Source organism: Amycolatopsis tolypomycina (assembly GCF_900105945.1).
GTDB classification, from domain to species: Bacteria; Actinomycetota; Actinomycetes; order Mycobacteriales; family Pseudonocardiaceae; genus Amycolatopsis; species Amycolatopsis tolypomycina.
Genome location: NZ_FNSO01000004.1, coordinates 414720 through 429143, shown reverse-complemented (window position 1 = coordinate 429143; position 14424 = coordinate 414720). Strand labels below are relative to the sequence as shown.

General features: G+C 72.4%; 13 protein-coding genes. 4 read left to right on the top strand and 9 right to left on the bottom strand.

From position 1 onward, the window contains the following. Window positions 1–151 precede the first annotated feature (151 nt). A complete protein-coding gene (locus BLW76_RS12620; protein ID WP_091306494.1) occupies window positions 152–1930 on the top strand; it encodes a hypothetical protein in 1779 nt (592 codons plus the stop codon). On the opposite strand, the gene BLW76_RS12615 is transcribed toward BLW76_RS12620, so the two are convergent. Both BLW76_RS12615 and BLW76_RS12610 read right to left on the bottom strand, forming a co-directional pair. Next, a complete protein-coding gene (locus tag BLW76_RS12615; RefSeq protein ID WP_091306492.1) occupies window positions 1927–3072 on the bottom strand; it encodes an FAD-dependent oxidoreductase in 1146 nt (381 codons plus the stop codon). The genes BLW76_RS12620 and BLW76_RS12615 overlap by 4 nt on opposite strands. A gap of 96 nt (window positions 3073–3168) precedes the next feature. Next, window positions 3169–4491 (bottom strand): aminotransferase-like domain-containing protein, encoded by a 1323-nt coding sequence (locus tag BLW76_RS12610; RefSeq protein ID WP_091306490.1) that lies wholly within the window; start codon window positions 4489–4491, stop codon window positions 3169–3171. A 71-nt stretch (window positions 4492–4562) separates the two neighbouring features. Here BLW76_RS12610 and BLW76_RS12605 point away from each other — a divergent pair, with 71 nt between their 5' ends. Continuing rightward, window positions 4563–5219, top strand: a complete 657-nt coding sequence (locus BLW76_RS12605; RefSeq protein WP_091306487.1) for an O-methyltransferase — start codon at window positions 4563–4565, stop codon at window positions 5217–5219. 7 nt (window positions 5220–5226) lie between these two features. Here the strand turns inward: BLW76_RS12605 and BLW76_RS12600 are convergent, their stop codons facing one another. Beyond that, the gene (locus tag BLW76_RS12600; protein ID WP_425266004.1) at window positions 5227–7848 is read right to left on the bottom strand and encodes an SDR family NAD(P)-dependent oxidoreductase; all 2622 of its coding nucleotides are present in this window, start codon (window positions 7846–7848) and stop codon (window positions 5227–5229) included. Window positions 7849–7881: 33 nt separating this feature from the next. Between BLW76_RS12600 and BLW76_RS12590 the strand changes: the two genes are divergently transcribed. Beyond that, window positions 7882–8166 (top strand): winged helix-turn-helix transcriptional regulator, encoded by a 285-nt coding sequence (locus BLW76_RS12590; protein ID WP_341866485.1) that lies wholly within the window; start codon window positions 7882–7884, stop codon window positions 8164–8166. Between the two features lie 7 nt (window positions 8167–8173). Here BLW76_RS12590 and BLW76_RS12585 read toward each other — a convergent pair whose 3' ends face one another. After that, window positions 8174–8893 carry a FadR/GntR family transcriptional regulator gene (locus tag BLW76_RS12585; protein WP_167384586.1) on the bottom strand — a complete coding sequence of 240 codons (720 nt, stop codon included), beginning with the start codon at window positions 8891–8893 and terminating at the stop codon, window positions 8174–8176. Between the two features lie 114 nt (window positions 8894–9007). On the opposite strand from BLW76_RS12585, the gene BLW76_RS12580 reads away from it, so the two are divergent. Beyond that, a complete protein-coding gene (locus tag BLW76_RS12580; protein WP_091306485.1) occupies window positions 9008–9265 on the top strand; it encodes a hypothetical protein in 258 nt (85 codons plus the stop codon). Window positions 9266–9286: 21 nt separating this feature from the next. On the opposite strand, the gene BLW76_RS12575 is transcribed toward BLW76_RS12580, so the two are convergent. Genes BLW76_RS12575 through gcvT form a run of 5 tightly spaced genes read right to left on the bottom strand, consistent with a single transcriptional unit; the run spans window position 9287 to window position 14424 of the window. After that, window positions 9287–10654 carry an L-serine ammonia-lyase gene (locus tag BLW76_RS12575; RefSeq protein WP_091306482.1) on the bottom strand — a complete coding sequence of 456 codons (1368 nt, stop codon included), beginning with the start codon at window positions 10652–10654 and terminating at the stop codon, window positions 9287–9289. 15 nt (window positions 10655–10669) lie between these two features. Beyond that, complete coding sequence (gene lipA / locus BLW76_RS12570; RefSeq protein ID WP_091306481.1) at window positions 10670–11671, bottom strand: lipoyl synthase; 1002 nt, start codon at window positions 11669–11671, stop codon at window positions 10670–10672. After that, window positions 11668–12942, bottom strand: coding sequence for a serine hydroxymethyltransferase (gene glyA / locus BLW76_RS12565; protein WP_091306478.1), 1275 nt, complete (start codon window positions 12940–12942; stop codon window positions 11668–11670). Before glyA ends, lipA begins: the two co-directional genes overlap by 4 nt. Continuing rightward, complete coding sequence (gcvH, locus tag BLW76_RS12560; RefSeq protein WP_091306476.1) at window positions 12942–13319, bottom strand: glycine cleavage system protein GcvH; 378 nt, start codon at window positions 13317–13319, stop codon at window positions 12942–12944. Before gcvH ends, glyA begins: the two co-directional genes overlap by 1 nt. A 13-nt stretch (window positions 13320–13332) precedes the next feature. Beyond that, window positions 13333–14424: a glycine cleavage system aminomethyltransferase GcvT gene (gene gcvT, locus BLW76_RS12555; RefSeq protein ID WP_091306474.1), complete on the bottom strand. Its 1092-nt coding sequence runs from the start codon at window positions 14422–14424 to the stop codon at window positions 13333–13335.

The window sequence follows — 14424 nt, the reverse complement described above, 5'->3', positions numbered from 1 at the left end:
CGCCGGTGACGTCCGGCCGGGGCCGGGCCGGGTCCGGCCCCGGTTTCCGGGGTCTCCCGCGGCCGGTCCCGGTGGTGGCGTGCACGCCGGAGCACACCCCGGCCGCTACCATCGATCCCGGGTGTGATCGGGAGCGGAAGGCGGGCGCGGCGTGGACGTGGCGAGTCCTGCGCGCGTCGCCGCGACACCGGCTCCCGCGAAAAAGTCCCGGCCGTTGCTGCGCCTTGGCATCCACGTGGGCTGGGTGCTGGTGCTCGCGCTGGCCACCGAACTCCGCGTCGGCCGCTTCGGCTTCCACCCCTCCGACCAGGGCTTCATCCTCGCCCAGGCGTGGCGCGTGCTGCACGGCGAAGTCCCGCACGCCGACATCATCTCCGCGCGCCCGCTGGGGTCCGCGGTGCTGCACGTCGCCGACTTCGCGCTGCCGATGCCGCTGTTCTTCGGCTCCAGCTTCCTGGCCATGATCGAGATCACCGTGGCCACCATCGCCTTCGCCGCGCTGGTCACCCGGCGCCGGGTGCTCGACTGGGGACCGGGGATGACGGCACTGGTCGCGGCCGCGGCGCTGATCAACCTCAACGCCTTCCCGCTGATGGCCTGGCACACCGTGGACGGCATCGCGCTCACCGCGTGCGGTGCCTGGGCACTGGACGCGGGCCTGCGCGGCGAGCGCGCCCTCGCCCGCCGCGGTGGGCTGCTGCTGCTCGGCTGCGCGGTGCTCGTCAAGCAGAGCTTCGTGCTCGCCCCGGTGATCGGCCTGTTCTGGCTGCTGCTGCACCCGGCGACGCGGGCGGGCACGCGCCGGGTGGTCCGGCTGGTCCTCGACCTGCTCGCGCTCGGCGCGCCCGGGCTGGCCTACGTGACGTGGGTGAGCCTCGGCGGCGGCTTCGGCACGATGGTCGAGCAGCTCACCGGCGGCGCGCCCGCGTACGGCGAGCGGCTGCTCGGGCTGTGGCTCGACGACCCGGAGGTGCTGACCAGGCCGCCGGTGCGCGAGCTGGTCTTCTTCGCCGCGATCGCCGTGGTGCTGCTGGCCGTCCGGCTGCCCGGTGACAGGCTGGGCGTGGTCCGGCGGGTGGCGTCGTGGGTGCTCGTGCTCGCCGGTGCCGCCGCCGTGGTCTGGACCGTCGTCGACGGCCGGTTCACCGGCTCCACGCGCTGGGCGGACGTCCTGTGGTGGATCGTCGCGGTCGGCGTGGCGGTGAACGCGACCGTGCGGCGGAAGGTGCCGTGGGCGGGGCTGCTCGTGCTCGCCACCGGGTTCATGACCAGCCTGTCCTGGGGCAACGACACGCCGACCCTGCTCAGCGGCACCCTGGCCCTGACGGCGTTGCTGCTGCTGGGCGAGCTGGTCCCGCCCGGGCCGCGGCCGGTCCGGCGCTGGGTGACGGCGACGGCCGGCCTCACGGCGGTGGCGGTGTGCGGCTGGGTCGTCGTCGCGCGCCACGACCAGGCCGCCTACCTCGACCTCGGGCACGACCGGCTGACCGAGGACCTCGGGACGGTGACCCCGGCGATGTCGGGTATCCGCACGAACCCGTCCACGTACACGTTCGTCCGGCAGATCCGCGACTGCCTCGACCGCTTCCCGGCCGCGCGGACGGCGATCCTGCCGGACAGCCCGTTCGCCTACCCCGCGTTCGGCCTGCGCAACCCGTTCCCCCTCGAATGGCCGCTGCCGCTGGAGATCGTCGGCGACGCGCCCGAGCGCATGCTCGCGACGGCGGACGCGCTGAGCCGCGAAGGCGGCTACCTGGTCCTGTTCGAGACGGACGCGTTCCGGGAGCTCGCCACGGGCGGCCCGGTGCCGGAGTCGATCCCGGCCGACACGCCGGTGTTCGACTACCTCGGCCTGGAAAAGGCGATCCAGGCCCGGCTCACGGGCCGCACCGTGACGTGCGGCAGCTTCGTCGGGAAATACGCCCCCTAGGACTCCCGCACGGCGCCGGTGAACTCCTCGAACACCTCGAGCAGCACCCGCGGGACGTCGTCCTCCCCGACCCCGGCGAGGAGCTCGTCGAACTTCATCCCTTCGGCGCCGACCTTGGCGGCGCGCGGGAACATGGCTTCCTCGTACTCCGCGAGCGCGGTTTCGGCGTCGCCGGGGTGCGCGGCGAGGGCGAGGGCGAGCTCGGCACCGTCGAGCATGGCGAGGTTGGCGCCTTCGCCGTTGGCCGGCATGAGGTGGGCCGCGTCGCCGACCAGTGTCACCCCGGGCACCCGCGCCCACCGGTGCCCCACCGGCAGGGTGTAGTGGGGACGCAGGACCGGCGGGGTGTCGCCGTCGGTGATGAGCGCGGTGAGTTCCGGTGCCCAGCCCTCGAACTCGGCCGCGACCCGCGCGGTGGCCGCGGCGGGATCGGTGAAGTCGATCGCGTCGAACCAGTCGAGCGGCCGGGTGAGCGACACGTAGGTGTGCAGCGTGTCGCCGCTTTCCCGGTGGGCGTGGATGCCCTTGCCGATCGACGGCACCATCAGCGAGCCGCCGCCCACCGCCTTCGCGGCGGCGGGGTGCCGGGTGTCGGCGTCGTACAGGTAGATCTCGACGAAGGCTTCGCCGACGTACTCGGGCACGGCGCCGGTGAGCAGCGGCCGGACCCTCGACCAGGCGCCGTCCGCGCCGACCAGGAGATCGGTGGTGACGGTGCGGCCGTCGGCGAAGACGACCTCGTGGCGGCCGTCGCCGATGGCGCGCGCCGCGGACACTTTGTGTCCCCAGTGGACAGTGCCGGCCGGCAGCGCGTCGAGCAGCATCTCCCGCAGTGCGGCGCGCTGCACTTCCGGGCGGCCGCCCGTGCCGTCGTCGGTCTTCTCGGCCAGCACGGTCCCGTGCCGGTCGAGGACCCGCATCGCCTGCCTGCCTTCGAGGATCAGGTCGCGGAACCCGGCCGTCAGCCCGGCCGCCTCGACGGCGAGTTGCCCGTTGTAGTCGTGGATGTCGAGCATCCCGCCCTGCGTCCGGGCCGTCGGCGAGGCCTCGGCCTCGTACACCGTGGCCGGGATGCCGTGGACGTGCAGGACGCGGGCGAGGGTGAGGCCGCCGAGACCGGCGCCGATGATCGTGACGTGCATGGGTGCTCCTTCGGGGTTTCGGTGTGACTCCCGAAGGCTGGCGGTGATCACTGGCGGCGGCCGCACACGTGGCTGGCACGCCCCTGTCAGCCGCTGTCAGTCGGCCAGCAGGTCGTCCGGGCTGCCGCTCGCCAGGCCGGCCAGGACGTCGAGCGCCGCGGAGAGGGTTTCCACCGGCGGGGCCGACACCGCGATCCGCACGGCGTTCGGCGCGTGGCCCGGCAGCACCGCGAACGCGGCCGCCGGGGACAGGGCGATCCCGCGACGGGCCGCCGCGGCGACGAACGTGTCCGCCCGCCAATGTTCCGGCAGCTCCCACCAGCGGTGGTACGAAGCGGGGTCGCCGCGCAGGCCGGGCAGCTTTTCGGCCACCACGGAGGCCCGGGCGGCCGCGTCCCGGCGTTTGGCGGCCTCGATGTCGCCCAGGGTGCCCGTCACGATCCACTGCGTCGCCGCTTCGACGGCGAACCGCGAGGCGGCCCAGGCACCCGAGCGCACCGACGACGCCAGCCGCGCCGTCCAGGACGGCGGCGACACGAGGAAGCCCGCCGTCAGGCCCGGCGCGACCCGCTTGGACAGGCTGTCGACGAACACCGTGCGCTCCGGCGCGTACGCGGCGAAGGGGCGGACGTCGTCGCGCAGGAACGTGTAGATGCCGTCCTCGATCACCGGCAGGTCGAGCCGGGCCGTGACCTCCGCCAGCGCGGCCCGCCGCGGCGGCGGCATCGTGGTGCCGAGCGGGTTGTGCAGGGTCGGCTGGACGTAGAGCGCGCGCACCGGACCGGCCGCCGCCAGGGCCTCCGGGACCAGCCCGGACTCGTCGGTCTCGATCGGCACGAGCTCGACGCCGAGCCGCGCGGCGAGGGCCTTCACCACCGGGTAGGTCAGCGATTCCACCGCGAGCCGCTCCCCGACCGGCACGAACGCGGCGATCGAGGCCGCCAGCGCCTGCCTGCCGTTGCCGGTGAACAGCACGTTCGCCGGGTCCGGGCGCCAGTCGCCGCGGGCGAGCAGGCCGGCCGCCGCCTCGCGGGCCGCGCGCGTGCCCGCGGTCCCGATCGGGTGCAGGGCGGCGGTCAGGACGTCCTCGCGCAGCAGCGGTTCCAGCGCGCGGGCCAGCCGCGCGGACTCCTCGGGCAGGACGGCGAAGTTGAGTTCGAGGTCGACGCGGGCGCCGCCGGGCTCGGCGAGCGCGGGTTCGGGCGGCGGCTTGGCCGCGCGGACGAACGTGCCGCGGCCGACCTCGCCGACGGCCAGGCCGCGCCGGACGAGCTCGCCGTAGACGCGGGCGGCGGTGGAGCCGGCGATGCCGCGCTGCCGCGCGAAGCGGCGCTGCGGCGGGAGCCGGTCGCCGGGCCGGAGCCGGCCGGCCTCGATGTCGGCGGCGAGGGCGTCCGCGACGACGCGGTAGTCGTCCATGCCTGCCCTTCCGCCGGAAACGCTTCCGGCGAGCATGATCCCATCCGGGTTAGATTGACGGTGGAGGTGCCATGACCGACCAGACCTGGACCGCCGTCGACGACTACCTCGCCGGCGCCCTGCTCGCCCCCGACCCGGTGCTCGACACGGCGTTGGCCGACGCCGACGCCGCCGGGCTGCCGCACATCGCCGTCGCCCCCAACCAGGGCAAGCTGCTCAACCTGCTGGCCAGGATGGCGGGGGCGCGGACGATCCTCGAGATCGGCACCCTCGGCGGGTACAGCACCATCTGGCTCGCCCGCGCGCTGCCCGCCGGCGGCAAGCTGGTGACCTGCGAGTACGAGCCGAAGCACGCCGAAGTGGCGAAGGCCAACCTGGCGCGCGCGGGCTTCGGCGAGGACGTCGCCGAGATCCGGGTCGGCGCGGCGCTCGACACGCTGCCGACGCTGACCGGGCCGTTCGACTTCGTGTTCATCGACGCCGACAAGGCCAACCTCGCGAACTACGTGCGCGCCTCGCTGGCCCTGTCCCGCCCGGGCACGACGATCGTCGTCGACAACGTCGTGCGGCAGGGCCGGGTGGCCGACCCGGACAGCGACGACGTGAACGTCCGCGGCGCCCGCGAGATGTTCGCCCTCCTGGCCGCCGAGGACCGCCTCGACGCGACGGCGATCCAGACGGTGGGCGGCAAGGGTTACGACGGGTTCGTGCTGGCCCTGGTCCGCTGACCCACCGCTACGGCCGCGCGGCCGTCATGAACGTGCGCCAGACGTCGGCCGCGGCGGCGTCTCCGGTCAGCTTGCGGCCGGCCGCGTCCTTCAGGCGCCGCTCGTCGTCGGAGCCGATCCAGACCGCCGTCACCAGCTGGGGGGTGTAGCCGACCGCCCAGGCGTCCTGGTTGTCCGGGCTGTTGCCGTGCTCGGCCTCGCCGGTGCGCAGCGCGGCCGGACGGCCGTCGGGCAGCGTCGTGCCCAGCGCGTCGGTGACCGCGGTGGCCACCCGGCGGCTCGCGGCTTCGTCGCCGAACGCCGGGGCCGCGGTGTCCTGGTGCTCCCAGACGACCGAGCCGCTTTCGTCGCGCACCTTCGCGACGAGGTGCGGGGTGGCGCGCCGGCCTTCGGCGGCGAAGGTCCCGTAGGCACCGGCGACGTCCAGCGGCCGCAGCGGGTACCGGCCGATGGCGATGCCCGGCCCGATGAGGAAGCCGTCCTTCTCGCGCAGGGTCGGGACGCCGTCGACGGCGTCCGGGATGCCGGCCTGCCGGGCGGCCTCGCTCACCGCCTCCGGGCCGAGCTTCTTCGCCAGCGCGACGAGGGTGCCGGCGGCGTGCGTTTCCAAGGCCCGGCGCGGGGTGCACTTCTTGCCGCAGGCTTCCGGGTACTGGAAGTCCTCGCCGAGGAACTCGACCTTCGAGAACGCCGGGATCGGCTGGTCCGGGCCGAAGCCGTGGAGCAGCGCCGCGGTGAACGTGAACGGGTGGAACGCCGTGCCGAGCGCGTGCGGGGTGCCCGCGTAGTCGCGGACGCCCTGGTCGCCGCCGTTGTAGGCGCGCACGGCCCCGGTCGACGGGTCGATCGCGACGACGGCCCCGCGGAACACCGCCGGCTCGCCGTCCAGCCTGTCCCGCAAGGCTTTCTTCGCGGCGTCCTGCCGGCCGCGGTCCAGCGTCGTCTCGACCGTCAGGTTCGCCTGCTGGAGCCGGCTCAGCGGGAAGCCGTCCTGTTCCAGCTCGGCGAGGACCTGCTGCTTGATGTGGAACTCGTCGTAGGTGACGCGGCCGGCGCGGGTCTCCGACGGCGGCTGGATCTCGCCGCCGGGATAGGCCATCGGCTCGTCGTTCCCGACGTACCCGCGGCCGACGAGCTTGTCGCGCACGTACTGCCAGCGCCGGGCGGCGTGGGCGTCGCCGGAGGCGGCCGGGTCGTGCACCGACGGCGACTGGATCATCCCGGCGAGGAAAGCGGCTTCGCTCCAGGTGATGGAGTCGTCGAGCTTCTTGCCGAAGTAGGCGTTCATCGCCGCGGCGGGCCCGAACGTGCCGCGGCCGAAGGAGATGATGTTGACGTAGCTTTCGAAGATCTCCTCCTTGCTCTGCTCCTGGGTGATCTTCGTGGCCAGCACGAGCTCGGCGAACTTGCGCCCGAGCGTCGCTTCTTCGTCGCCGGTGGACTTCTTGATGTACTGCTGGGTGATCCCGGAGCCGCCGCCGACCCCGGTGAGGAACGCGCGGCCGATGCCGGTGGGGTCGAAGCCCTGGTTGTCCCAGAAGGTCGGGTCCTCGGTGGCGATGATGGCGTCCCGCAGCTTCGCGGGCACCTGCCCGTAGGGGACGAACATCCGGTCGCCGTCGTCCGGGACCACCTTGAGCAGCTCGGACCCGTCCGCGTACCGCAGGACGACGGTCTTTTCGAGCCCGGCCAGTACTTCCTGCGGGCTGCGGACGTCGAGCACGAGGTAGGCGACCCAGAAGGCGATCAGCGGGCCGCCGACCAGGACGCCGGCCGTCCGGCCGGCGATCCGCCGGACGCGGCGCCACCCCCGGATGTCGGGCTTGGCTGCGGGTTCGTCGGGGTCGTCCGTCGACAAGGTCACGAAAGGGTGACGGCCGGACGGGGGAAAAGGTTCTGCGTCGAATTGTTCGAATCCGATGAAGATCGCGGACCTCAGCGCGCCCCGGGTGACGAGCGCGCGGAACGCGTCCAGGTCCCCGATGACCTCCTCGACGCGGTCAGCCTGCTGGTACAGGCGGTGGTAGCGCTCGCCGATGGCGTCGGGATCGGCCTCGCCGCCCCCGGGCACGACCCCCGAGGCGATCGTCACCGTGGCCGCGTGGATGCCTTCGGGCTTCAGTTCGGCGTGCAGCGTGTGGGCCCAGTTGCGCAGGCCGGCCATGGCGGCCCCGACGTTGGCCAGGAACGGCGCGGGGATCGTCGAGGACACCCCGGTGGTCAGCAGCAGCGTGCCCGCGCCCCGGGCGCGCATGTCCGGCAGGACCTGGCCGACCGCGGTCACCGCACCCAGCAGGTGCAGGTCGAGCTGCGCGGTCACCGACTCGGCCGTGGTCCGCACGGCCGTGGTGATGGGCCCGGACGGGCTGGGGCTGTATTCCAGGACGTCGATCGGCCCGAGTGCGTCCTTGGCCGCCGCCAGCGCGGTGGCCAGCGCGGCGCGATCCCGGATGTCCGCGGGGAACGCCGCGGCTTCGACACCCAGCCCGGCCAGGTCCGCGACGAGGGCGGCCAGCCGGTCCGGGGTGCGGGCGACCAACCCGACCCGGAATCCGCGGCGCCCGAACGCGCGCGCCACGCCCATCCCCAGTCCGGGCCCGGCACCGACGACGACCAGCGTCTTGCTCATCCGGCATCCCTCCTGCTCGCTCGTCGGTGACAAGTGGACCTCCTGGTCATCGGGCAGCTCCGCGACCGGACCCTGCGCTTCGGCGAGCTCCACCGCGCTGTCACCGGGATCTCCCAGCGCATGCTCACGCGGACGCTGCGGCAGCTCGAACGCGACGGCCTGCTCACCCGCACCGTCCACCCCAGCGTCCCGCCGCGCGTCGAGTACACCCTGACCGAACTCGGTGCCACGCTGCTGGACTCGGTGACCGGCCTCGCCGACTGGGCCACCACGCACCGGCGGCGGATCATGGCCCACCGCCGCAGCTACGACGGCTGACGGAAGCTCAAGCCAGGAACGCGCGCAGCAGCGACGCCGTGCCCTCGATGTGCTCGGCCATCGCCCGGCGCGCGGCGGGCGCGTCGCCGGCCAGTATCGCGTCGACGATCGCCTCGTGCTGGGCGTTCGAGTGCTCGAGGTTGGGCGGGAGCAGCGGGATGCGGTCGAGGAGCTGGTTGACGCGGGTGCGGGCGTCGGCCATCGCCGTGGTCAGGGAGCCGGACGCGGTCACCTCGGCGATGGCCAGGTGCAGCCGGGAGTCCTTGCGGCGGTAGTCGTCGAGGTCGGCGCCGGCGGCCTCGGCGAGCGTGCCGGTGAGGTGCTGCCGGTCGGCCGGGCTCAGCGACCGCGCGGCGGCCATCTCGGCGGCGCCGGTCTCGAGGACGTACCGGAGGCTCAACGCGTCTTCGAGCGCGACGGTGTCGACGTTGCCGCCGGGCTCGGGCGGGGCGGGCAGGGTGTCGTGCACGAACGTGCCGCCGTAGCGGCCTCGCCGTGACTCGACGTAACCGGCGTCGGAGAGCGCCCGGATGGCCTCGCGCAGCGTGACGCGGCTGACGCCGAGCCGTTCGGCGAGCTCGCGCTCGGAGGGAAGCCGCTCCCCCGCGCCGACGACGCCCAGCCGGATCGCCTGCAGCAGCCGCTCGACGGTCTCCTCGAAGGCGTTGCCGGTGCGGACCGGCCGGAACAGCGCTTCGCCGGCATTCACCACCGAGGTCGAGTCCATCCCGCGAGTCTAGGCCGCGGGGCACCTTCGGAGTGGCCAACCCCGGTCGCTGTCGGTGACACTGGCTTTCGCGCGCAGAAAAACCGGTGGAAGCAACGGGCACGGTTCGCAACGATGGAGTCACCGACACCGAACATCGACGCAGGGGGCGATCCGGTGCATTTCCTGATGGCCGAGGATCTGGTACACGAGCGCGAAGGCGAGTTGCGCCGCGGCGTGCGCAACCGCCCACCCGGCCGGGCGACGCCTCGCCGCCGCACGGGGACGAAGAGGCAACAGCTCGGGTGGACGCTCGTCGAGGTGGGGTTGAAGCTGGCGGTGGCCCCGGACCCTGACCCACCGCTCGCCCCCAAGAGGGGCACTTTCACGTGAAAGTGCCCCGTGGCGGGCCGGTCAGCACTCGATGACGTTCACCGCCAGGCCGCCGCGGGCGGTCTCCTTGTACTTCACGCTCATGTCCGCGCCCGTCTCGCGCATGGTCTTGATCGCCTTGTCCAGCGTCACCACGTGACTGCCGTCGCCGCGCATGGCCATGCGGGCCGCGTGGATCGCCTTGGACGCGCCCACCGCGTTGCGCTCGATGCACGGGATCTGGACCAGGCCGCCGACCGGGTCGCAGGTCAGGCCGAGGTGGTGTTCCACGCCGATCTCCGCCGCGTTCTCCACCTGGGCCGGGGTGCCGCCCAGCACCTCCGTCAGGCCCGCCGCCGCCATCGCCGACGCCGACCCGACCTCGCCCTGGCAGCCGACCTCGGCGCCCGAGATCGAGCCCGTCTGCTTGAGGATCGAGCCGATCGCGCCCGCGGTGAGCAGGAACGTGACGATGCCGTCGTCCGACGAGTGCCGGATGAACCGCTGGTAGTAGTGCAGCACCGCCGGGATGATGCCCGCCGCGCCGTTGGTCGGGGCCGTCACCACGCGGCCGCCCGCCGCGTTCTCCTCGTTGACCGCGAGGGCGTACAGGCTCACCCAGTCCATCGCGTACAGCGGGTCGTCCGCGCCGTCCTCGGCCAGGAGCTTTTCGTGCAGCGCGCGGGCCCGCCGCGGCACCTTCAGGCCGCCGGGCAGGACGCCTTCGTGCGTGCAGCCGTTGCGGACGCACTCCGCCATGACCGCCCAGATGTCCAGCAGGCCCGAGCGCACTTCCTCGGCGGTGCGCCAGGAAAGCTCGTTCGCCAGCATGATCTCGCTGATCGGCAGGCCGGTCGACGCGCAGTGCGCCAGGAGGTCCGCGCCGGTGCGGAACGGGTACGGCACCGGGGTCGAGTCCTCGACGAACACCGTGTCCGTCTCGTACGACTCGTCGCGGACGAAGCCGCCGCCCACCGAGTAGTACGTCCGCTCGCGCAGCAGCGCGCCCGACGCGTCGAACGCGCGGAACACCATGCCGTTCGGGTGCGCGGGCAGCGACTTGCGGCGGTGCATGGTGAGGTCGGTGTCCTCGTCGAACGCGATCTCGTGCGTGCCGCCCAGCAGCAGCCGCCCGGCGCCGCGGATGTCCGCGATGCGGCCCGGCACGGTGTCCGTGTCGATCTCTTCGGGACGCTCACCGGACAGTCCGAGCAGGACGGCTTTGTCGCTGCCGTGGCCGAACCCGGTCGCGCCGAGCGAGCCGAACAGCTCGGCCTGCACGCGGGCCACCGAGCCGAGTTCGCCGCCGAGTCCATCCACAAAGGTCAGTGCCGCCCGCATCGGCCCGACGGTGTGGGAGCTCGACGGGCCGATGCCGATGGAAAACAGGTCGAAGACGCTGATCGCCATTGATCCGCCCCTTCCTTAACGGGCCAGCAGCGAGCTGGCCTCTTGCGAAGCCGGGCCCTGGTCGGCGAGGTGGGCCAGGTTCTCCGGCAGCTCTTCTCCACGGTAACGCTTGGTCTGGGCGTACAGCCGTCCCGCGCGGTACGACGAGCGCACCAGCGGCCCGGCCATCACACCCGCGAAGCCCATCGCCTCCGCAGCCTGAGAGTGCTCGACGAACTCCTCCGGCTTGACCCAGCGGTCCACCGGGTGGTGCCGCGGAGACGGACGCAGGTACTGCGTGATCGTCAGGATCTCGCACCCGGCATCCACCAGGTCCTGCATCGCCGGCGCCACCTCGTCCGGGGTTTCGCCCATCCCGAGGATCAGATTGGACTTCGTCACCAGACCGGCCTCACGCGCGGCCGTGATGACTTCCAGCGATCGAGCGTAGCGGAATCCCGGGCGGATGCGCTTGAAAATCCGCGGAACTGTTTCCACGTTGTGCGCAAGAACCTCAGGCCGCGACCCGAAAACCTCCGCCAGCTGCGCAGGATCCGCATTGAAATCCGGAATCAGCAATTCGACGCCCGTACCGGGGTTCAACGCGTGGATCTGCCGCACAGTTTCCGCGTACAGCCACGCGCCACCATCGGGAAGGTCATCCCGCGCAACACCGGTCACCGTCGAATAGCGCAGCCCCATGGCCTGCACGGACTCCGCGACCTTCCGCGGCTCCGACGTGTCCAACGCCGCCGGCTTCCCCGTGTCGATCTGGCAGAAGTCACACCGGCGCGTGCACTGGTCCCCACCGATCAGGAACGTGGCCTCACGGTCTTCCCAGCACTCGTAGATGTTGGGACAACCAGCCTCTTCACAGACCGTGTGCAGACCCTCGCGACGAACCAGACCCTTGAGCTCGGTGAACTCCGGCCCCATCCGCACCCGCGTCTTGATCCACGACGGCTTCTTCTCGATCGGCGTCTCACTGTTGCGAACCTCGAGACGCAGCAGCTTCCGGCCCTCGGGCTGGGCGCTCATCGCGAAAGGTCCGCGTACAGCGGGTGCTTCTTGGCCAGGGTCTCGACGCGGTCGCGGAGCTTGGCCCGCACGGCGTCGTCGAAGTCCGGCTTCAGCGCCTCGGCGATGACGTCGGCGACCTCGGCGAAGTCCTCGGCCCCGAACCCGCGGGTCGCCAGCGCCGGCGTGCCGATCCGCAGGCCCGACGTGATCATCGGCGGCCGCGGGTCGAACGGGACGGCGTTGCGGTTGACCGTGATGCCGACCTCGTGCAGCCGGTCCTCGGCCTGCTGACCGTCCAAAGAAGACTGAACCAGGTCGACCAGCACCAGGTGGACGTCCGTGCCGCCGGTCAGCACCCGGACACCCGCCGCCGCGCAGTCTTCCTGCGACAGCCGCGAAGCCAGGATCCGCGAGCCTTCGAGGGTGCGCTCCTGGCGCTCCTTGAACTCCTCGCTCGCGGCGATCTTCAGCGCGACGGCCTTGGCCGCGATGACGTGTTCGAGGGGCCCGCCCTGCTGTCCCGGGAACACCGCCGAGTTGATCTTCTTCGCCAGCTCCTCGCGGCACAGGATCAGGCCGCCGCGCGGGCCGCCGAGGGTCTTGTGCGTGGTCGTGGTGACGATGTCGGCGTGCGGCACCGGCGACGGGTGCAGCCCGGCCGCGACCAGCCCGGCGAAGTGCGCCATGTCCACCATCAGGCGAGCGCCGACCTTGTCCGCGATCCGGCGGAACTCGGCGAAGTCGAGCTGGCGCGGGTAGGCGGACCAGCCGGCGATGATCAGCTTCGGCTCGTGCTCAACGGCCAGCCGCTCGATCTCGGCGAGGTCGACGATGCCGGTCTCCTTGTCGACGTGGTAGGCGACGACGTTGTAGAGCTTGCCCGAGAAGTTGATCTTCATCCCGTGCGTCAGGTGACCGCCGTGCGCCAGGTCGAGGCCGAGGATCGTGTCGCCCGGCTTGAGCACGGCGAACATCGCGGCCGCGTTGGCCTGCGCGCCCGAGTGCGGCTGGACGTTGGCGTGCTCGGCGCCGAAGAGGGCCTTCGCGCGGTCGATGGCGAGCTGCTCGACGACGTCGACGTGCTCGCAGCCGCCGTAGTAGCGGCGGCCGGGGTAGCCCTCGGCGTACTTGTTGGTCAGCACCGAGCCCTGCGCCTCGAGCACGCCGACCGGGGCGAAGTTCTCGGAGGCGATCATTTCCAGGGTCGACTGCTGGCGGGTCAGCTCGTCGGCGACGGCCGCGGCGACCTCGGGGTCGACGTCGGCGAGGGGGGCGTCGAAAGTCGTCATCAGTTCTCCTGGGTGTGCGCGGCGTAGGCGGCGGCGTCGAGCAGGTCCGGCACGTCCCCGGTCAGACGCACCTTCAGGAGCCATCCTTCGGTGTAGGGGTCGGAGTTGATGACCTCGGGGGTGTCCGATGTGGTGCCGTTCACCTCGACGACCTCGCCGGAGACCGGCGCGTACAGCTCGCTGACCGACTTGGTCGACTCGACCTCGCCGAACACCTCGCCGGCGGTGATCGTCGAGCCCGCGTCGGGCAGCTGGACGAACACGATGTCACCGAGCGATTCGGCGGCGAAGGCGGTGATGCCGACGGTGGCGATGCCGTCGTCGACCTTCAGCCACTCGTGTTCCTTGGTGTACTGCAGGTTCTCGGGGATGCTCACGGTTCAGGAGTCCTTACGCGCGGGAGTAGAAGGGCAGGGCGACGACCTCGACGGGCTCGATCCTGCCCCGGATGTCGACGGAGAGCTCGGTGCCGGGCTCGGCGTACGCCCGATCGACGTACGCCATGGCGATCGGGTAACCCAGCGTGGGCGACAGGGCGCCGCTGGTGACCTCGCCGATCTCGGTACCGTCTACCAGCAGCTTGTAGCCGTGCCGCGGGGCGCGGCGGCCGGCGCCTTTGAGCCCCACCCGCACCCGCGGGACGTCCTGCTTGGACCGCTCCTCGAGAGCGGCGCGGCCGACGAAGTCGCCCGGCTTCTCGAACTTGACCACGCGCCCGAGCCCGGCCTCGAACGGGCTCTGCTCGACGGTGAGTTCGTTGCCGTACAACGGCATCCCGGCTTCCAGGCGCAGCGTGTCGCGGCAGGCGAGCCCCGCCGGGACGAGGCCGTGCGGTTCGCCGGCTTCCAGCAGCAGGCGCCACAGCGCCGGCGCCTCGTCGGCGTCGACGAACAGCTCGAAGCCGTCTTCGCCGGTGTAGCCGGTGCGGGCGAGCAGGACGTCGTGGCCCTTCACCGAGGCCGGGACGCTGGCGTAGTACTTGAGCGCGTCCAGGTCGGCGTCGGTGACCGCGGCCAGGATCTCGACGGCCTTCGGGCCCTGGACGGCGATCAGCGCGGTCGTCTCGGACCGGTCGTCGACCACCGCGTCGAAGCCCGCGACCCGCTCGGCCAGGGCGTCCGCGACGACCTTCGCGTTGCCCGCGTTGGCGACGACCAGGTAGTGCTCGTCGGCCAGCCGGTAGACGACCAGGTCGTCCAGCACACCGCCTTCGGGGTTGCAGATCATCGTGTACCGCGCCCGGCCCGGCTTGACCCCGGTCAGGTTGCCGACCAGCGCGAAGTCCAGGACGTCGGCCGCCTGCTCGCCGGTGACGTGGATCTCGGCCATGTGCGAGAGGTCGAACAGCCCGGCCGCCTCGCGGACGGCCTTGTGCTCGGCCAGCTCGCTGGCGTAGCGGACCGGCATGGACCAGCCGGCGAAGTCGGTGAACAGCGCACCGAGTCCCTTGTGGACTCCGTGCAGGGAGGTTTCCTTGGACAC